Raw genomic sequence first — 18,691 nt, 5'->3', positions numbered from 1 at the left:
GCAATCCCACCAGGCCCACCAGACTCATCAGTCCCACTGGCCACTCAAGCTGGAGATCACCTCGCCGCGCGGCAGGCCATCTGTCGGTGCGGCAGGCCAAAAGTGCCGCGACACCCCGGGTGAACGTCGTTTTGGCCTGCCACACGATCAGTTGCGCTGCCGGATGACCGGTTGCGCTGCCGGCGGGATGACGACGCTGACGACACCGACGGGAAGAGCGGTACCCGCCGGCATTCTTGTCATTCTGCGTCTCCGCAGGTGACAGCTGGTGCTGTGGACAACTTTTCCACAGCCGGACTCGACCCCGGGAGCCGTGGTCGACACCGCGGATCCCGGCTGCTTCACTCGTCGGCATGACGACCGGGGGAACAGGTTCCGCAGTGCCACAGCCGACACAACGAGCACAGCCAGCACAGCCGGCACAGCCGACACAGCCATCAAATTCACCGCAACCGGCACCGACGGGGACACTACTTCCCCTGTCCGGTCAGGTCGGTCCGACGGACTGGTACCTCCGGCGTATCCGTGCCCGGCAACGGGTGCAGAGCACTGCAGGTCTTTCCCGGTACCGCCCGATGACCCGGGCAGAGCTGACACGCGCGGGGGTTTCGGCGGTCAATGTCCGTGACCACTGGGTCCGCATCGAGCACGGCGTGTATGTCCACCGGGACGCCCTTTTGCCCGAGAAGACCTCGGGCGGCTTCACCCGGGCCCGGCGCATTCCGGTGGAGGTGCTGGCCCGCGCCCATGCTCTGCGCAACCCCGGACATGTCGCGACCGGGTTCACCGCCGCCGGGGTGTCGGGGTTACGTCCTCTAGCGTGGTGTATCTGTAACTGCCGGTGACCGCCCGTCCACGACGACGGCGACCACCGCAGGTACCTTTCGACTCAACTCCTACATATCCTCGAAAGGGACTCCACGATGGTCACCAGCCCTCATCATATCGACCCGTCAACCTACCTCGACGAACTGCTCACCCAGGCCTCCCCGGACCTGATGCGCCAGATGCTGCAGAGCTTCATCAACCAGATCCTGTCCACCCAGGCCGATCAGGTCTGCGGCGCGGACTACGCCACCACCAGCGAGTCCCGCACCAACACCCGCAACGGTTACCGTCACCGCGACCTCGACACCCGTGTCGGCACCGTCGACGTCGCCGTTCCCAAGCTCCGCTCCGGGTCGTTCTTCCCCGACTGGCTGCTGGAACGACGAAGCCGGGCCGAGCGAGCTTTGAGCACCGTCATCGCGACCTGCTACCTCAAGGGTGTCTCCACCCGAAGAATGAACGACCTGGTCGCCAGCCTGGGGATCACCAACCTGTCGAAGTCCCAGGTGTCCGAAATGGCCAGGGACCTTGACTCCATGGTTGAGGATTTCCGCCACCGCCCACTCGACACTGGGCCGTACCTGTACGTGTCCTGCGATGCGCTGACGATGAAAGTCCGCGAAGGCGGTCGGGTCGTGAAGACGTCGGTGCTGCTGGCGACCGGGGTCAACGCGGAAGGTTACCGGGAGTTATTGGGCATGCAGGTCGCCACGGCAGAGTCCGTGGCCTCCTGGACCGGCTTCTTCCGCGACCTGAAGGCCCGCGGACTGGACCAGGTGTTCCTGGTCACCAGTGATGCGCACCTGGGTATCCAGCACGCGATCGGTGAGGTCCTGCCGAACGCGTCGTGGCAGCGCTGCCGGACGCATTTCGCCAAGAACCTGTCGTCCATGGTGTCCAAGACCCAGTGGCCGACGTTGTCGGCGATGTTCCAGACGATCTTCCAGCAGCCTGATGCTGCCGCGGTGTGGGACCAGGCCCGTGAGGTCGTCAGCTTCTGTCAGAGCAAGTTCCCGCATGTCGCCGACTACCTCGAGGAAGCTCTCGACGAGCTGTTGGCGTTCACCAACACGCCGAAGGCGGTGTGGACCAAGGTCTGGTCCAACAACCCCACCGAGCGGCTGAACCGGGAGATCCGCCGGCGTACCGATGTCGTGGGGATCTTCCCTAACCGCGATGCGGTGGTCCGTCTGGTCGGGGCAGTGCTCGCAGAGCAGCATGATGACTGGATCCAGCAGAAGCGGTACATGTCGCTGACGAGTCTGGAGCATACCCGGACGGTGATAGGCGCCAACGTCATCGACGTCGACGGCGACGACCGGGTGCAGGAGGCAGCATGAGCGGAGCCCGTTATCAGGCCCGTGATGGTCCTTGACCTGGTGTCACGCGCTTTTGTTTCAGCGGAAGGGAGATACACCACTTCCCCGGACTTGACCGGTGTCGGGCATGCGGACGTTCACCGGGGAAGAACCGCTCGAGTTTCTCGTCACCCGGGGTGCGCGCTGCAGCAACAGCGCCGCACATCTGCGTCTGACCCGGACGAGGTTCCTCGTCGACTACCGTGAGGAATCCGTTGTCCCGGACAAGGCGTTCCCGCTGTTGCGGTGCGTTCCGGCGGGGACGGCACTCGGGCACATGATCCGGGATCTCGGGCGGGAGGACGCCGCCCGGGACGCCCGGTGGCCGGTGCCGGACCTGAGCAGTCTGATTCCCCGACTGACCCCGGACTTCATCCGGTCTGTCCAGGTCAGTGATTCCCTGCATCAGACGCTTCACCTGACGGAGCCGGGTGACCCGGCCCGGTTGCGGGACATTCCCGTCGATCTGGCTGCCGCGGTCATCGGGGAGACGGATGTCGGGGCGGAGTCCCCTCCGGAGACGTTGCTGCGGCTGGTCGTCGAGGATCTCGCGCCGGGCCTGTGCAGTCAGATCCCGGTCTGGACGCCTGACGGTGATCTGCTCACGTCGGCGGACCTGGGGTGGGAGGAGGCCGGTGTGTTCCTCTTCTATGACGGGGAGCATCATCTGGAGCGGGGCCAGCGGGACCATGACTCGGAGGTCGCTGCGGCGATCCAGCACAGTGGCGGCAGGCTGCTGCGGGTCACGGCGGGTCAGCTGCGTGACCTCGAGGGCGTCCGGACGCTGCGTGCGCGGGTCCGGCGATTACTGGGGGTCTGACCGGACGCCGCCCGGCAGGCCGGGTGGTGGGCCGGCAGAACAACTGGTGCGCCGGCAGGCCAAACGGCGGTTGGGCAGGCCAACCTGCGCGCTGGCAGGTCAAACGGTGGGCTGGCAGGCCAACCTGCGCGCCGGCAGGCCAGACGGTGGGCTGGCAGGCCAAAAGTGCCACGGGACCCCGGGTGAACGTCGTTTTGGCCTGCCGGATGATCAGTTGCGCTGCCGGGCCGGGGTCGAGGCGATGGTGCAGCCGCTGGTGCAGCCGCTGGTGCAGCTGCTGGCGCGGGTGCGGATGTGGGCGCCGGTGCAGGTGACGGCAGTGGTGCCGGTGAGGCGTCGCTGATGTCCACCACACCCGCCGCGCCGGGTAGCGTCAGAGGGGTGATGGACGAGACTGATGCAGTGGACATCGACGCAGCGCAGAGCCTGAGTGCCGACCGGGATGCTGGCAGGGATGCCGACCGGGCGACCGGGGGCGACGCAGGCAGGGCCACAGAAAGGGTCGCAGGTGCGGCCGCCGGTCAGGACGCTGCCGACCAGGCAGAAGACCAGGCCGACACCCCGGACCTCGCCGGAGCGGACCCCGCCGGCCAGGCGGCGGACCTTGCCCCGGCCACCCTGGTCGCCGCAGTCGTCGTCGACGAACTGTGCCGCGCCGGAGTGACCGACGCCGTCGTCTGCCCCGGCTCCCGGTCCGCCGCCCTGGCCCTCGCCCTCGCCGAAGCGGACCGCACCGGCCGCCTCCGGCTGCATGTGCGGACCGACGAACGCACCGCATCCTTCCTCGCCCTCGGCCTCGCCCGCCGGTCCGGACGCCCCGTCCCGGTCGTCATGACCTCAGGCACCGCCGTGGCGAACTGCCTGCCGGCGATGGTGGAGGCCACGGCGTCCGGTGTGCCCCTGATGATCTTCTCCGCCGACCGGCCGTGGAGCTACCAGGGCACCGGCGCGAACCAGACCATCGCACAGGCCGGCATCTTCGGCGTCCACGCCGTCGTCGCCGCCACCCTGGATGCGGCGGTACGCAGTGCAGACCCCGACCACCGCGAGGTCCGGGCGACCGTCGACCGGGTGGTCGATGCGGCCCTGGACCGCAACGGCGCCGGAGTGCGCGCCGGGGGAGTGCAGCTCGACATCCCCTTCACCGAGCCGATGGTGCCGGGCACCGCCGCGGAGGTGTCGCTGGCTGCGGAGGTCGCGGCGGCGTCCGGCGGGACAGACGGGGACGGGACCCCGGTGGCCTGGTCGACCGGCTGGCCGCTCGTCGGCCCGGCGGCGCCGTCGACCCCGGACACCCCGACGGTGACGGTGGATCTGTCGCGCCGCACACTCGTCATCGTCGGTGACGTGCGGGACCGGCCGTGGGCCCGGCGGGTCCTCGACGTCCTCGCCGATGTGCCCACCATCGCCGAGCCGACGGCCCCCGCCCCGGCGACCCCGGTCCACCCGGCGGCCGCCGGGCTGCTCACCGGCGAGGTCACCGGCGGTGGTGAGGACGGGACGGCCGCCACGGTGGTCCGCACCCGCCCGGAGCAGATCGTCCTGGTCGGCCGGCCGACGCTGCACCGCAGCATCTCCCGGCTGCTCGCCGACCCGGCGGTCGACATTGTGGCGTTGACCGACCGGGACCCGGTCACCGATGTGGCGCACACGGTGCGTCGCCGCGGCCGGGGGGTGCGGGTGACCGGGGAACTGCCGGCGGACTGGCTGAAGATCTGTGCGGCGGCCAGTGAGGTCGCGGTCGAGGCAGTGCGGGACACGGTCGCCTCCGACGACTTCACCGGGCTGCACACGGCAGCCGCGGTGACGGACGCCCTGCGTGACGGGGATGCGCTGGTCCTCGGCGCCTCGTCGGCGGTGCGGGACGCCTCGTTGTGCGGCCTGCCCTTCCCCGGGGTGTGGACCGTGTCGAACCGCGGTGCCGCAGGTATCGACGGGACAGTCTCCACGGCGGTGGGGGTGGCCCTGGCCCATGCGTCGACGGATCCGACGGCGGTCCGCGCCCCGCGGACGGTGGCCCTGATGGGTGACCTCACCTTCCTGCACGATGCGGGCGGTCTGAACATCGGCCCGGGCGAACCGCGGCCGGAGAACCTGGTCATCGTCGTCTCCAACGACGACGGCGGCGCCATCTTCGAGACCCTCGAGGCGGGACGCCCCGCCCTGCGCACCTTCGACGACGGGCGTCCGGTCTTCGACCGGGTCTTCGGGACGCCGACGGGCGCGGACCTGGGGGCCCTCTGCGAGGCCTACGGGGTGGCCCACCGGCAGGTCGGGTCGCTCGCGGACCTGTCGACCGCCCTCGACGAGCATGCGGAGGGGGCGACCGAGGGCTTCCTGGTCATCGAGGCCGCCGTTGACCGGCAGGTGCGTGCCGGCCTGCACGGGGCGCTGACCCGCCGGACCACGGTGGGGTGAGTCCGCGTGACTGACATCCCGCCGCCCCCTGCGCCCCCTGCGCCCCCTGCGGCCCCGGCGACCCCTGAAAACCCGGCTGTCCCGGCGGCCCGCCCGACCCCGCGGCGGTGGCGCCGCCGGGTCGTGCAGTTCCTCGCGGGACTGTATCTCGTGGCCTCCCTGGTCTGCGCATCCCTCGTCGTCAACGCGGCCGTCAGCGACCTCGGCATCGCCCGGGACCGCGGCAGCGCGATCGCCGAGGTCGTGTCGACCGGGGGGAACACAGTGGTGCGCTACACCGACGAACAGGGCCGGGTGCAGACCCCGCAGCGGGGACTGAAGTACCCCACCGGCCTGCAGGCCGGCCAGCGGGTGCGGGTCGAGTACCAGCGCAGCGAACCGGACAACGTGAAGGTCGCCGGGCGCGGCTGGACGCTCGCCCTCCTGCCCGCCCTGTCCAGCTGGCTGGTGGTCACCGCGGTCGCGGCCGTGCCCGCCGGCGTCCTGTGGTGGCGGTGGCGCCGGTGATGTCGGTGACGGGGGTTCCGGCATGCGCGTCCTGATCGTCGCGGAGAGTTTCCTCCCGGTGGTCAACGGTGTGGTCAACTCGGTGCTCCGGGTGCTCGAACACCTGCGGGAGAACGGTCACGAGGCCCTGGTCGTCGCACCGGCGCGCAGCCGGTCGGACCGTCGCCGCGGCCTGCCGGAATGCCGTAGCTACGCCGGCTTCCCGGTGGTCCGGGTGCCCGCCGTGGAGATCCCGGTGGTGAACTCACTGCCGCTGGGGCTGCCGACCCGGCGACTGTTCCGGGTGGTGCGCGCCTACCGGCCCGATGTCGTGCATCTCGCCAGCCCCTTCGTCCTCGGCGGTGGTGGTGCGGCGGCGGCGCGCCGGGCCGGCGTCCCGTACGTCGCGGTGTACCAGACCGACGTGCCGGGCTTCGCCGCCGGCTACCACCTCGCCCCGCTGACCGGTGCGGCGTGGCAGGTGGTGCGCTCGATCCACAATCCGGCGGCGATGACCCTGGCCCCCTCGTCGGCGACGGCGGCGGAACTGGAGCGGCACGGGGTGCGCAATGTACGCCGGTGGGCGCGCGGGGTGCGCGCGGAACACTTCAGTCCGGCCCGGCGGGACGCCGCACTGCGGGCCCGCTGGACCGGTGGCACCGGCCGCCCGGTCGTCGGCTATGTCGGCCGGCTCGCGGCGGAGAAGTCCGTGCACCGCCTCGCCGCCCTCGCCGACCGCCGCGACCTGCAGGTCGTGGTCGTCGGTGACGGTCCACAGCGGGGACGCCTCGAACGACTGCTGCCGGACGCGGTGTTCACCGGCGAACTCCACGGCGACGATCTCGCCGCGGCGGTGGCGAGCCTGGACGTGTTCGTCCACACCGGGGAGTTCGAGACCTTCTGCCAGGCGCTGCAGGAGGCGCTGGCCTCCGGGGTACCGGCCGTGGCCCCGGCGGCCGGCGGGCCGCTGGACCTGGTCACCGACCACGTCACCGGCCGGCTGCTGCCCGTGGCGTCCTTCGGCCGTGACCTGCCGGCGGCGGTCGACGAGCTGCTGTGCACCGGGGACCCGGCGTCCCACGCGGAACTGCGGCGGCGGGCCCGCGAGAGTGTGCTGGCACGCACCTGGCCGGCGCTGTGCGCCCAGCTGGTGGGGTATTACCGGGAAGCGGCTAGGATGACCTGATGTGTCACGAGCCAGCCTGGACAAGGATCCCCACGACGTCGCGCGGATGTTCGACGCCGTCGGCAAGAACTACGACCTGACCAACACGGTCCTCTCCTTCGGGCAGGACGCCCTGTGGCGGAAACGCACCCGCCGTCGACTCGACCTCGCCCCCGGCGATGTCGTCCTCGACCTCGCCGCAGGGACGGGGGTCTCCACCGAGCAGCTCGCCGAGTCCGGTGCCTGGTGCGTCGCCTGCGACTTCTCACAGGGCATGCTCGCCGCGGGCCGGGACCGCAACCTGCCGATGGTCTGCGGCGACGGCATGCAGCTGCCGTTCCCGGACAACACCTTCGACGCGGTGACCATCAGCTTCGGACTGCGCAACATCGTCGACCCGGCCGCCGGCCTGCGGGAGATGGCCCGGGTGACGAAGCCGGGCGGCAAGCTCGCCGTCTGCGAGTTCTCCACGCCGGTCGTGCCGGTGTTCGCCACGGTCTACAAGGAGTACCTCATGCGGGCGCTGCCCGCGGTGGCGAAGGTGGTGTCCTCCAACGCGGAGGCCTACGTCTACCTCGCCGAGTCGATCCGCGCCTGGCCCGACCAGGAGGAACTCGCCGGGATCATCGAGGCCAACGGGTGGGAGGGTGCCGGCTGGCAGAACCTCACCTTCGGCATCACCGCGCTGCACAGCGCCACCAAGCCGCTGGCCTAGCGGGCCGGGGCAGGCCGGGGCCGGCCGGGCCGCGCTACCGGCCGAACAGCGGGCGGCTCTCCGGATGCCAGAACCTGTCATGGCCCACCGACAGCTTCCCCGCCCCCAGCCACACCCGTGCCGTGAGATCGCGGTCCTCCGGGGTGACGAGATTGCCCATCAGCCGGGCCGCAGCCCCCATCACCTGCGGGGCCAGCGGACCACGCAACCCCAGCGGCCCGACCGCTGCGAGCAGCCCCGGCATCGTCAGCAGGGTGGCCAGCCGGCGGGCGAGGGAGAAGGCGTCCCCGTAGCGTTCCCGCAGGTGCGCCGGCCAGACGTCCGCGAGACCCCGGGGGGACCGGGCGGCGTCCGGCAGCAGGGCGGCGAGATCGAGGCCGGATTCCAGCGCATAGTCGATGCCCTCACCGTTGAGCGGGTTGACCAGCGCGGCCGTGTCGCCGACCGCGGCCCAGTTCACCCCGGCGACCCGGCTGACCGCCCCGCCCATCGGCAGCAGTGCGGAGGTGACCCGCTCCGGGGTGCCGAGCTGCCAGCTGTCGCGCTGGTCGTCGGCGTAGGAGACCAGCAGTTTCTTCACGTTGACCTTCGCCGGGTGGCGGGTGGTGGACAGTGCCCCGCAGCCCAGGTTCACCCCGTCGCCGAGCGGGAAGATCCAGCCGTAGCCGGGCTGGGCCACCCCGTCGGCGTCCCGCAGTTCCAGGTGGGAGTGGATCCACGGGTCGGCACCGAACGGAGTGGTGCAGTAGGACCGGGCGGCCACCCCGTGGACCAGCCCGCGCAGCCACTGCACACCGAGCTGCCGGGCGATACCGCTGCGCACCCCCTCGGCGAGGACGAGGAACCGGCACGCCACGGTCCGCGTGGTCTGCCGTGCGCCGTGGCCGGCCCGGAAGGTCACGGACTCCACCGGGGTGCCGGACGCCGCGGCGTCCCCCAGCTGCACGCTGACGGCCTTCCACCCGGTGGCGCCACGGGCCCCGGCGGCCAGGGCCCGGTCGCGCAGGGCGGCGTCCAGCGTGGTGCGGGGGATCGCGGTGCCGCGGGTGGGGAAGGCACCGTGGTCAGGCCACGGGGCGTGGACCGAGCCACCGAACCCGTGGAGCGCCAGCCCGCCGAGGGTCGGCCGGCCGTCGAGCAGGTCGAGGGCGCCCGCCCGGGACAGGGCGTGGACCGCGCGGGGGGTGAGGCCGTCGCCGCAGGTCTTGTCACGGGGGAAATCCTGCATGTCGACCAGCAGCACATCGTGGCCGGCGAGGGCGGCGGCCCGGGCGGTGGCGGCCCCGGCGGGACCGGCGCCGACCACCAGAACCTCGCACCGGTCGGGCAGCGGGGCCGGCGACGGTGACTGTGACGGGGCGGGGGAGGAGTTGTTCATCGCCCGGCCATTGTCCCACGGGCTAGGTGGGCGCGGGAATGCTGGTCTAAGGTATCGGGCGTAGACGAGGAACTTGACGACGGACAGAGGCTACGGGACATACATGGCAAGCACTAACTCCGGGGAGCGCACAGGGCTGGATCTGGGAAGTGCCGAGTTCACCGGCATGATCCAGGACGGTATGGAGCGTGTCGAGGCCGAACTGCGGAGCTCACTGTCTGTCGGGGAGAGTTTCCTCACCGACAAGGTCAGCCACCTGGCGAAGGCCGGCGGCAAGCGGTTCCGCCCGATGTTCGCCCTCATCGCCTCCCAGTACGGCGACCGTGCCATGTCCGATGACGTCATCAGCGGCGCCGTCGTCGTCGAACTGACCCACCTCGCCACCCTCTACCACGACGATGTCATGGATGAGGCGGACCGCCGTCGCGGCGCCGAGAGTGCGAACGCCCGGTGGGACAATTCGGTCGCCATTCTCGCCGGCGACTACATCTTCGCCGTCGCCTCCCGCCTCATGGCCGACCTGGGGACCGACACGGTCCGCCACTTCGCCGACACCTTCGGTGAACTCGTCACCGGACAGATGCGGGAGACCATCGGCTGCGGGCCGGACGAGGACCCCGTCGAGTACTACATGAAGGTCATCCAGGAGAAGACCGGTGTGCTCATCGCCTCCGCCGGCTTCCTCGGCGCCCTGCACGGCGGGGCCACCGAGGCGCAGCGGGGTGCCCTGTTCCGGTTCGGACGCCACCTCGGCCAGGTCTTCCAGATCGTCGACGACATCATCGACATCTGGTCGGACCCGGAGGAGTCCGGCAAGACGCCCGGCACCGACCTGCGCGAGGGCGTGTTCACCCTGCCGGTGCTGCGCGCGATGCAGGAGGAGACCGAGGGCGGTGCACGCCTGCGTGAGGTCCTCACCGGGCCGGTCACGGAGGACGCCCTGGTCGACGAGGTTCTCGGTCTGGTGCGTGCCTCCGGCGGTCGGGACGCCGCGCTGCAGGACGTCGACCACTACCGCACCCTCGCCGAGGATGAGTTGGCGACGCTCCCCGCCGGGGAGGCGACCGAGGCGCTGCGTGGTCTCATGAACTACGCGCTCGCCCGGCTGGGGTAGCGGCCGGGCCGGGTTCTCCGACCCGCCGTCCCACACCGTCGACCGGGGCAGCCCCGGGGCAGTCGCACACCCCGCCCGCCGTCGGCTCGGGCAGCCCGGGGCAGTCGCCCACCCCGCCCGCCGTCGGCGAATTCCACGGCTGTGACCTGGCGATTTGTACTGTCAGGTGGGGTGCGTAGTAGAGTTTCGGTCGCGCCTGAGGCGCACGCCAGGTTGCCCGAGCGGCCAAAGGGAGCGGACTGTAAATCCGCCGGCATTGCCTTCAAAGGTTCGAATCCTTTACCTGGCACCATGAGGTGCGGAACACCCGGAGAGTGGAGACACTCGCCGGGTGTTTTCGTCTGTGCGGGGGCTGTCTCCCGGGGTTCGCCGCTTGTCCGCGCGTCCCCACACCCCGCGCCCCAACGTCCCACACCCCACACCCCGCGCCCCACACCCCGCGCCCCAACATCCCACGCCGGTTGTGCGGCACGTCCTCGGTGTCCCGAGCTGACCCGAATCGGACGATTCAGTCCCCCGGAAACGACGGAACCGGGTCAACTCGTGTCAACCCGGGGCACCACGGCTCCACTGCAGTGGCGGGATGCTGCGTCCGCAAGGTGGAGTCTGCAAAGCGGCGTCCGGAGAGGGGCGTCCGGAGGATGCGCCGACATTCCGCCATTCCGTTGCCACGGCCACGGCGAATTGTCGGCGCAGAGTCGGGGATACGGCCGCCACTGCCCGGGCGGGTCCCGGGTCCGGCACGTCGACGGTGCCGGCCCGCAGGGGAGTGTCCGTCAGTCCAGTAAATGTGCCATGACCTGCAGAGTTGTGAAATGCGCGGCGTCCTGGTTATGCTATCCGAGGCTTCGAGCGAACGGCACGGAGATACCGAGAGGTTTATCCGGCCTGATGTAACGAGCACGCCCCCTTAGCTCAGTCGGTAGAGCGTTTCCATGGTAAGGAAAAGGTCAACAGTTCGATTCTGTTAGGGGGCTCACGTCATTTTCTGGCGCAGTTCGGGGATACCGGCACCAGTCGTCGGAGTGACTCTGGCGGTGTAGCTCAGATGGTTAGAGCGCACGACTCATAATCGTGAGGTCCGGAGTTCGATCCTCCGCATCGCTACAGAAACAGACCCCGCGACCGGCTTCCGGTCGCGGGGTCTTCTGCTGTCCGGGGGTCGCGGGACGGGGTACGGTCCGCAACGGCGACGACGGGCCGCTGCGGTCCGTGGGCTGACGGCCCGCTCTGATCCGTGAAGTCGAGCAGGGATTCCGGGCCGGGACTGTCGTGGGGCCGTCCGTGCTCGAGTTCACGGATCAGCCTGCGCCCGCGGAGGGGACCGGTGTGATGCTCAGCGAGGAATCATGGTTCGGCACCGCCCGGCACCGCCGTCAGGACGCCCCGTCGCCCAGCCGCTGACCATACGGTTTTGCCGCCGGGGTCCGAGGCTGCTAGAGTTTCGCGTGCTGTCCACGGATGTGGGCGCACCCGCGGAGTACCGTCCGGAAACTGTTCCGGACACCAGGTGCAGCGCGAAGGGGCGTGGCTCAATTGGCAGAGCAGCGGTCTCCAAAACCGCAGGTTGCAGGTTCAAGTCCTGTCGCCCCTGCAACACCCTCCCGGTTGCGGGTACCGTGTCACACGGTCCCCGAACCCGGGGGAGAAGCGACCCGAGGAGCATTCGACACGTGAGTGAGCGCAAGAGCACCGAGAACGGCCGGCTGCAGCCGTCGGGTAAGCGTCAGCTGGGGGATGTTGACGGCACCACCACCAAGACCGCCAGGGTCTCCGCCGCCACCCGTGTGAACGGGCCGGACGGCAAGGAGCACCGTGGCGGCGTCCTCGCGTACCCGAAGTCCGTCGGCACCGAGGTGAAGAAGGTCATCTGGCCGACCGGTCGCGAGATGGTGACCTACACCGCCGTCACGCTGGTGTTCCTCATCATCGTCACCGCGCTGTGCGCCGGTGTGGATGTCCTGACCGGCAAGGGCGTGGAGTTCATCTTCGGCGTCTGACCGTGGTAGCATCCCGGGTATAACGTTTCCGCCTCCGCCTCACGGCGAGGCGGATTTTTAATGCGGGATCTGCCGGTCCCGCCCGCGACCCGGGAGAGGAACAACGATGAGTGACGAGAACACGACCGACGTCGCCGCGACCACGGCGGAGGGCCTGGCGGCCGCCGCGCAGGAGGATGTCCAGCAGACCGTCAGCGAGCTGCACGCCGCCGGATCGCTCGACGCGGACGCCGCCGAGGCGCAGAAGACGCCGGAGGAGATCGCGCTCGAGGCCTACAAGACCCGGCTGCGCGAGTTCATGCGGGCACTGAAGAAGCTGCCCGGCAAGTGGTACATCATCCAGTGCTACTCGGGTTACGAGAACAAGGTGAAGACCAACCTGGAGATGCGCGCCCAGACCCTCGGCGTGGACCAGCAGATCCACGAGGTGGTCGTCCCGATCGAGGAGGTCACCCAGCTCAAGGACGGCAAGCGCAAGATCGTCAAGCAGAAGCTGCTGCCGGGCTATGTCCTGGTGCGTGTCGAGCTCGACGACCCGTCCTGGTCGGTCATCCGCGATACGCCGGGCGTCACCTCGTTCGTCGGCAACGCCGGCGAGCCGACCCCGGTGAAGATCCGTGAGGTCGCGAAGTTCCTGCTGCCGCCGGAGAGCGCGTCCGCCCCGGAGAACCCGGAGGCCGCCGATTCGGCCGCGGGTGTCGATGTCAGCGACACCGGTGTCGCGATGGCGCCGTCGGCGTCCGCGAACCAGGTCGAGGTCGACTACGAGGTCGGCGAGTCCGTCACCGTCCTGTCGGGTCCGTTTGCCTCGGTCTCCGCGACGATCTCCGAGATCGATGCGGCGAACAGCAAGCTCAAGGCCCTGGTCTCGATCTTCGGTCGCGAGACCCCGGTCGAGCTCGAGTTTGACCAGGTCGAGAAGCTCAACTAGGATTTCTCCGGTGCTCTGCACGGTCCGACCCGGACTTTCGCAGGTCAGTGGCCCTACCGCGGAGCACATGAACATTTCCCCACCCGGTCGCCGGTCACTGATCCCGGCATCCGGTCAGGCCTGCCCCGTGCCAGCGGGGCAACCGGCCTGATATCACGTGAAGAGGTACACCCATGGCAAAGAAGAAGAAGGTCACCGGCCTCATCAAGCTCCAGATCGAGGCTGGCGCCGCGAACCCGGCCCCGCCGGTCGGCCCGGCGCTCGGTGCGCACGGCGTCAACATCATGGAGTTCTGCAAGGCCTACAACGCGGCGACCGAGTCCCAGCGCGGCAACGTCGTGCCGGTCGAGATCACCGTCTACGAGGACCGCAGCTTCGACTTCAAGCTGAAGACCCCGCCGGCCGCCAAGCTGCTGCTCAAGGCCGCCGGGATCCAGAAGGGCTCCGGCACCCCGCACACCGAGAAGGTCGGCGAGGTCACCTGGGCGCAGTGCAAGGAGATCGCCCAGACCAAGTTCGAGGACATCAACGCCCGCGACCTGGAGAACGGCGCCCGCATCATCGCCGGCACCGCCCGCTCCATGGGCATCACCGTCACCGGCGCCCCCGCCTGATCAGCCCGTCCTGATCTGCACCGCCCGGCCGGTGCTGACTGACCGGGGGGACGCCGGGACCCGCACCGGGTCCCGGGTTTCTACTGTGGCAGGGCCCGCTCCGGCCCGTCGACCACATTCCGTCACATTGAGATAGGAACACCAATGAGCACCAAGTCCAAGGCCTACCGCGCCGCGGCCGAGAAGATCGTCGCCGACCACCAGTACTCGCCCCTCGAGGCAGTCAAGCTGGCCAAGGAGACCTCCTCCAAGAACTTCGACGCGACCGTCGACGTCGTCCTGCGCCTGGGTGTCGACCCGCGCAAGGCTGACCAGCTGGTCCGCGGCACCGTCTCCCTGCCGAACGGCACCGGTAAGACCGTGCGCGTCATCGTCTTCGCCGAGGGCCCGAACGCCACCGCCGCCGAGGAGGCCGGGGCCGACGCCGTCGGTACCGCCGAGCTGATCGAGAAGATCCAGGGCGGCTGGACCGACTTCGACGCCGCGATCGCCACCCCGGACCAGATGGCCAAGGTCGGCCGCGTCGCCCGCGTCCTGGGCCCGCGCGGTCTCATGCCGAACCCGAAGACCGGCACCGTCACCACCGACGTGGCCAAGGCTGTGCAGGAGATCAAGGGCGGCAAGATCTCCTTCCGCGTCGACAAGGCTGCGAACCTGCACGCCATCATCGGCAAGGCCTCCTTCACCGACAAGCAGCTCGCCGAGAACTACGGCGCGCTCGTCGAGGAGCTCCTGCGCCTGAAGCCGTCCGCGTCCAAGGGCATCTACATCAAGAAGGCCACCGTCTCCACGACCACCGGCCCGGGCATCCAGGTCGACCCGTCCGTGGAGAAGAACTTCGCGGAGTAGTTCCCCGGTGAACTCACCGAGTTCATGCTGACCGACGGTCCCGACCGTCGGCATCACGCGACGTGGGGTCGGTCCGGCACTGTCCGGACCGACCCCACGTCGCGTTCTGCGTACAGCGGCCCGGGGCCGGTGTCAGGCACCCACCCGCCGCGGCGTCCGGACGCCGCCCCACAGTGGCAGGACGGTACCGCGGACATGCGGCGTCGCGGCACGGTAGTCGCCGGCGGCGCCGTGGTGCAGGGCCTCGAGGACGAGATCGACGGCGCGCGGGGAGTAGAGCAGGGCGAGGTGCTCGCTGAAGTCGTAGCGGTTGCCGTGCTCCTGGACCAGGATGTTGGCGACGGTGGCACCCTCCCCGGCGGTGAGCTCCTGGGTACGCCACGGGGTGACGATCTCGTCGTAGCGCGAGCAGATCATGGTGTAGTCCACCCCGGGGACGGTGTCCCCGTCGCGGTTGACGTGCGCCATGGCCTCGGAGCCGACCATCTGGTCCTCGGCGGCCCGGCCGAGCAGCGCGCGGGTCGGCCCGTACCAGCCCTTCTTCTTCATCCACCTGCCGAGCGTCCCGATACCGGAGGCCGTGGTGCCGTGGTTCGAGCCGGCGATGCCGATGAGACGGCGGACCCGGGGCGGTGTCCCGGTCGCCGGGTCGCCGGCGCCGCCCGAGTCGGTGAGGTAGAGGCGGGCCTGCGCCACACCCTGGGAGTGTCCGACCAGGTCCACCCGGTCCGCGCCGGTGGTGGCGAGGACCCGGTCGATGAAGGCGGCGACCTCGGGCTGGGCGTCGACGAGGGCGGCGTTGCCGTAGCAGGCGGGGCGGCGGCCGAGGAAGCAGGAGCGGTCCTGCCCGTAGTTGAAGGCGAACACCCGGTAGCCCGCGGCGGCGAGCGTGGGGGCGAGCAGTGACCAGGTGCAGTAGCTGTTCATCCAGGTGCCGTGGACGAGCACGACGGGAACGGAGCCGGGACCGCTGTCGGGCAGCGGGGTCTCCCAGTCGTTCACCCCGGCGGGCATGCGCCGGGGGTGGCGCTGCGACGACAGGAACGCGGTGAGGAAATGGTTGTGCTCGGGATGTTGTGCAGTCACGGAAATCACCGTAAACCACGGTCCCCGGTGCGGGGTCCGAAACCGCGATTTGGCTGCCGGCACCCCGGCGGGTTACAGTACCCACCGAAGTTTGATTGCTTTTCAAGTTTCACCGTAGACCGTCGGTCATCACCGCCGGGGAGAGATCCCCGGGGTGTCGAAGGACCACCACTGCTGTGGTGGCGACCCGCGCAGGGGAACAGGGTAAAGCTCACGAGCGCCACGGCGTCCTCCCGAGGGAGGGGCCGCAGAGCGCCCCGAGACGCCCCGTGCCTTGCCGCACGGGGCGTCCCGCATGTGGGGGATCTTCCGGGACCGGCTGTCGTACCACTGACAGACACCAGGAAGGAGGCGAGAGTATGGCAAACCCGAAGAACACCGCCGCTGTGGCGGAGCTCACCAGCCGTTTCGAGCAGGCCGGTACCGCGCTGCTCACCGAGTACCGCGGTCTGACCGTCGCCGAGACCACCGAGCTGCGTACCGCACTGGGTTCCGACGTGACCTACTCCGTCGCCAAGAACACCATGATCAAGCTGGCCGCCAAGCAGGCCGGCGTCGAGATCGCGGATGACCTGCTGACCGGACCGACCGCCGTCGCCTTCGTGCGCGGAGAGGCCGTGGACGCCGCCAAGGCGCTCAAGAAGTTCGCCGGCGATCACCAGAATCTCGTGATCAAGGGCGGCAACATGGACGGCACTGTGCTGTCCGCCGCCGAGGTTGAGGCAATTGCCGAGCTGGACAACCGCGAGACCACGCTGGCCAAGCTGGCGGGCGCCCTGCAGGGCTCCCTCACCAAGGCCGCTCAGCTGTTCAACGCACCGGCATCCCAGGTGGCGCGCCTCTTGGCTGCGCTGCAGGAGAAGAAGGACGCCGCGTAATCCGCGGGTCCCACAACACACACTTTCTACCGAAAGGACGCCACCATGGCTAAGTACACCAACGATGAGCTCATCGAGGCCTTCAAGGAGATGACTCTTCTCGAGCTCTCCGAGTTCGTGAAGCTGTTCGAGGACACCTTCGACGTCACCGCCGCCGCCCCGGCCGCCGTCGCCGTCGCCGCCGGCCCCGCCGCTGAGGCCGCCGAGGAGAAGGACGAGTTCGACGTCGTGCTCGACGACGCCGGCGCCAAGAAGATCGGCGTGATCAAGGTTGTCCGCGAGATCGTCTCCGGCCTGGGCCTCAAGGAGGCCAAGGACCTCGTCGAGTCCGCCCCGAAGGCGATCCTCGAGGGTGCGTCCAAGGACGACGCCGAGGCTGCCAAGGCCAAGCTCGAAGAGGCCGGCGCCAAGGTCACCCTCAAGTAGGACCGACCCCGCGACCGTCAGGTCGCCGGAGTGCCCGGAACCCTCGGATCCCTGCAGCATGCTGCGGGACCGGGGGTTTTCTGTGTGCGGGGGACCGTAGCAGCTACGATGTTCCCCATGCTCCCGAAGTCCCGTGTGTCCGCCGTGTTCGCCCTGGGGGTGGGGTGCATCCTGCTGGTGGCGGGTCTCCTGCTGCCACGGGTCGTGGACCCGGAACGCCCCCTGCCGATGTCGTTGTCGGGGACCCAGCTGACGGTCACCGATCCGGAGTCGACGCTCGGCGCCGCATATGAGCCGCCGGCTCCTGCACCCGCGCCTGCTCCCGGGGACGCCCCGGCGCCGGAGGGGGAGGACCACGGGGAACCGCCGGAGGGAGACGGTGACAAGCCCGCCGACGAGCACGGTGACGAGCCCGCCGACGAGCACGGCGATGAGCACCGGAACGACCCTCCGCCGCCGCCGGAGCCGGTGAAGGCACCGGTGACGAAGACCTGGGCGCTCACCCTCGGGGAGCCGGTCGACGACGACGGGGTCGCCGCCACGGTCGGGGTGACCTCGGTCCGCAACGACCGGGTGACGACCGGCGAGGGCGACAATGCCCCCACCGACGACCAGGGTGCCCTGCTGGACGCCGCGGTCTGGTCGATGCAGCTGGACCGCCACGATGCGGTGGCGACCGGTGACGTCAAGGTCAGCGACCGGCTCGGCAGCCCCGCCACCGGGGCGGAGGTGCCGGGGCAGTGGGTGGCCTTCCCGCGGAACGCCGGTGAACGGACCTACCCGTTCTTCGACAGTCTGCTGCGCCGGGACCTCCCCGCCGACTTCGACCGGACCGCCGAGATCGACGGTCACCGGGTGAACGTCTACCGGCAGAACTTCGAGGCCGAGCCGGTGCTGCAGGCCAACCCGTACTTCTACCGCCTGACCAGTCCGCTGCCGGACGGACGCCAGGCGACGCTGCAGCGCAGCGGCTCCCGGGAGATCACCGTGGAGCCCTCGAGCGGTCTCATCGTGGGCCTGCGGGAGGACCTGCACGACTACTACGCGGGTCCCGACGGGGCCGAGAGCGCACTGCTGCAGGACTTCCACGGCCAGACCCCGGACGACGAGGTCGCCGGGCTGCTGACGACGGCGGCGGACCAGGGGAAGGACCGGCCCTCCCGGACCTGGGGAGTTGCGCTGGCGGTCGCGGGTGCTATCGTGGCACTCGGTTCCGCGGTGATCGCGCTGAAGCCGGCGGCGTCCGGTGGCGGCCGGCCCGCGAAGGCGTCCCGGAGAACGGGGCGGGGCCGGAAGGCCCGTCACCGGGACTGAGTACCGGGCAGGACAGGGCCGGGGAGGTCCCCGTCGTCGCCGTTCACCGCGTCCGGGGGAGGAGTGTGCTCCGGGGTGGACATCGGGGGGCAAGTGATATACGATCGTCTTTTGCGCTGGATGACTATCTGGTGGCGCTGCGGCGAACACGACGACCTTGACAGGTGATGCTCGATGAAAACACCACTTGACAAGGTCTATTAACTGTTTCCTGGGCCCGGAGTCCGGGCCCTGGGCCGTCGCCACCCACCGGACACGTCATCCGTCACAGACCATCACAGACCGTACGCTCAAGCAACCGTGACTGTCCC

The 18,691-nt window shown here is 69.8% G+C and carries 17 protein-coding genes and 4 tRNA genes; 19 read left to right on the top strand and 2 right to left on the bottom strand.

Annotated elements, in window-relative coordinates:
* Nucleotides 1-923 precede the first annotated feature (923 nt).
* From FSW06_RS07110 to FSW06_RS07080, 7 genes are all read left to right on the top strand, one after another.
* Nucleotides 924-2,168, top strand: a complete 1,245-nt coding sequence (locus tag FSW06_RS07110) for an IS256 family transposase (RefSeq protein WP_010122907.1) — start codon at nt 924-926, stop codon at nt 2,166-2,168.
* A gap of 106 nt (nt 2,169-2,274) precedes the next feature.
* The gene (locus tag FSW06_RS07105; RefSeq protein ID WP_050801977.1) at nt 2,275-3,006 is read left to right on the top strand and encodes a hypothetical protein; all 732 of its coding nucleotides are present in this window, start codon (nt 2,275-2,277) and stop codon (nt 3,004-3,006) included.
* A gap of 106 nt (nt 3,007-3,112) precedes the next feature.
* Nucleotides 3,113-3,349, top strand: coding sequence for a hypothetical protein (locus FSW06_RS07100; RefSeq protein ID WP_010120831.1), 237 nt, complete (start codon nt 3,113-3,115; stop codon nt 3,347-3,349).
* 41 nt (nt 3,350-3,390) lie between these two features.
* Nucleotides 3,391-5,424 (top strand): 2-succinyl-5-enolpyruvyl-6-hydroxy-3-cyclohexene-1-carboxylic-acid synthase, encoded by a 2,034-nt coding sequence (gene menD, locus FSW06_RS07095; protein WP_083827059.1) that lies wholly within the window; start codon nt 3,391-3,393, stop codon nt 5,422-5,424.
* Between the two features lie 6 nt (nt 5,425-5,430).
* Complete coding sequence (locus FSW06_RS07090) at nt 5,431-5,931, top strand: DUF3592 domain-containing protein (protein ID WP_238525963.1); 501 nt, start codon at nt 5,431-5,433, stop codon at nt 5,929-5,931.
* Nucleotides 5,932-5,953: 22 nt separating this feature from the next.
* Nucleotides 5,954-7,096: a glycosyltransferase family 4 protein gene (locus FSW06_RS07085; protein ID WP_010120825.1), complete on the top strand. Its 1,143-nt coding sequence runs from the start codon at nt 5,954-5,956 to the stop codon at nt 7,094-7,096.
* A gap of 1 nt (nt 7,097) precedes the next feature.
* Nucleotides 7,098-7,790, top strand: coding sequence for a demethylmenaquinone methyltransferase (locus FSW06_RS07080; RefSeq protein WP_010120824.1), 693 nt, complete (start codon nt 7,098-7,100; stop codon nt 7,788-7,790).
* A 34-nt stretch (nt 7,791-7,824) separates the two neighbouring features.
* Here FSW06_RS07080 and FSW06_RS07075 read toward each other — a convergent pair whose 3' ends face one another.
* Nucleotides 7,825-9,168, bottom strand: coding sequence for a geranylgeranyl reductase family protein (locus tag FSW06_RS07075; RefSeq protein WP_146881320.1), 1,344 nt, complete (start codon nt 9,166-9,168; stop codon nt 7,825-7,827).
* 103 nt (nt 9,169-9,271) lie between these two features.
* On the opposite strand from FSW06_RS07075, the gene FSW06_RS07070 reads away from it, so the two are divergent.
* The 9 genes from FSW06_RS07070 (at nt 9,272) to rplA (ending at nt 14,676) form a co-directional block, all read left to right on the top strand.
* Nucleotides 9,272-10,282, top strand: a complete 1,011-nt coding sequence (locus FSW06_RS07070; protein ID WP_010120823.1) for a polyprenyl synthetase family protein — start codon at nt 9,272-9,274, stop codon at nt 10,280-10,282.
* A 207-nt stretch (nt 10,283-10,489) separates the two neighbouring features.
* Nucleotides 10,490-10,574, top strand: a tRNA-Tyr gene (locus FSW06_RS07065).
* 612 nt (nt 10,575-11,186) lie between these two features.
* Nucleotides 11,187-11,259, top strand: a tRNA-Thr gene (locus FSW06_RS07060).
* A 56-nt stretch (nt 11,260-11,315) separates the two neighbouring features.
* Nucleotides 11,316-11,389, top strand: a tRNA-Met gene (locus tag FSW06_RS07055).
* Nucleotides 11,390-11,803: 414 nt separating this feature from the next.
* Nucleotides 11,804-11,876, top strand: a tRNA-Trp gene (locus FSW06_RS07050).
* A 79-nt stretch (nt 11,877-11,955) separates the two neighbouring features.
* Nucleotides 11,956-12,282 carry a preprotein translocase subunit SecE gene (gene secE / locus FSW06_RS07045; protein WP_010120822.1) on the top strand — a complete coding sequence of 109 codons (327 nt, stop codon included), beginning with the start codon at nt 11,956-11,958 and terminating at the stop codon, nt 12,280-12,282.
* Between the two features lie 106 nt (nt 12,283-12,388).
* The gene (gene nusG / locus FSW06_RS07040) at nt 12,389-13,213 is read left to right on the top strand and encodes a transcription termination/antitermination protein NusG (protein WP_010120820.1); all 825 of its coding nucleotides are present in this window, start codon (nt 12,389-12,391) and stop codon (nt 13,211-13,213) included.
* 173 nt (nt 13,214-13,386) lie between these two features.
* Complete coding sequence (gene rplK, locus FSW06_RS07035; protein WP_010120819.1) at nt 13,387-13,827, top strand: 50S ribosomal protein L11; 441 nt, start codon at nt 13,387-13,389, stop codon at nt 13,825-13,827.
* A gap of 144 nt (nt 13,828-13,971) precedes the next feature.
* Nucleotides 13,972-14,676 (top strand): 50S ribosomal protein L1, encoded by a 705-nt coding sequence (gene rplA / locus FSW06_RS07030; RefSeq protein WP_010120817.1) that lies wholly within the window; start codon nt 13,972-13,974, stop codon nt 14,674-14,676.
* Between the two features lie 132 nt (nt 14,677-14,808).
* Here rplA and FSW06_RS07025 read toward each other — a convergent pair whose 3' ends face one another.
* On the bottom strand, nt 14,809-15,762 hold the full coding sequence (locus tag FSW06_RS07025) for an esterase/lipase family protein (RefSeq protein WP_010120815.1): 954 nt from the start codon (nt 15,760-15,762) through the stop codon (nt 14,809-14,811).
* A 359-nt stretch (nt 15,763-16,121) separates the two neighbouring features.
* Between FSW06_RS07025 and rplJ the strand changes: the two genes are divergently transcribed.
* The 3 genes from rplJ (at nt 16,122) to FSW06_RS07010 (ending at nt 18,380) form a co-directional block, all read left to right on the top strand.
* A complete protein-coding gene (gene rplJ, locus FSW06_RS07020) occupies nt 16,122-16,640 on the top strand; it encodes a 50S ribosomal protein L10 (protein WP_010120813.1) in 519 nt (172 codons plus the stop codon).
* A gap of 45 nt (nt 16,641-16,685) precedes the next feature.
* A complete protein-coding gene (rplL, locus tag FSW06_RS07015; protein WP_010120811.1) occupies nt 16,686-17,066 on the top strand; it encodes a 50S ribosomal protein L7/L12 in 381 nt (126 codons plus the stop codon).
* Between the two features lie 117 nt (nt 17,067-17,183).
* The gene (locus tag FSW06_RS07010) at nt 17,184-18,380 is read left to right on the top strand and encodes a PorA family protein (protein WP_158005219.1); all 1,197 of its coding nucleotides are present in this window, start codon (nt 17,184-17,186) and stop codon (nt 18,378-18,380) included.
* Nucleotides 18,381-18,691: the final 311 nt, after the last annotated feature.

The organism is Corynebacterium nuruki S6-4 (genome assembly GCF_007970465.1).
GTDB classification, from domain to species: Bacteria; Actinomycetota; Actinomycetes; order Mycobacteriales; family Mycobacteriaceae; genus Corynebacterium; species Corynebacterium nuruki.
Note: the sequence above shows the minus strand (reverse complement) of the source record. Positions and strands in the feature narration are given on the sequence as shown.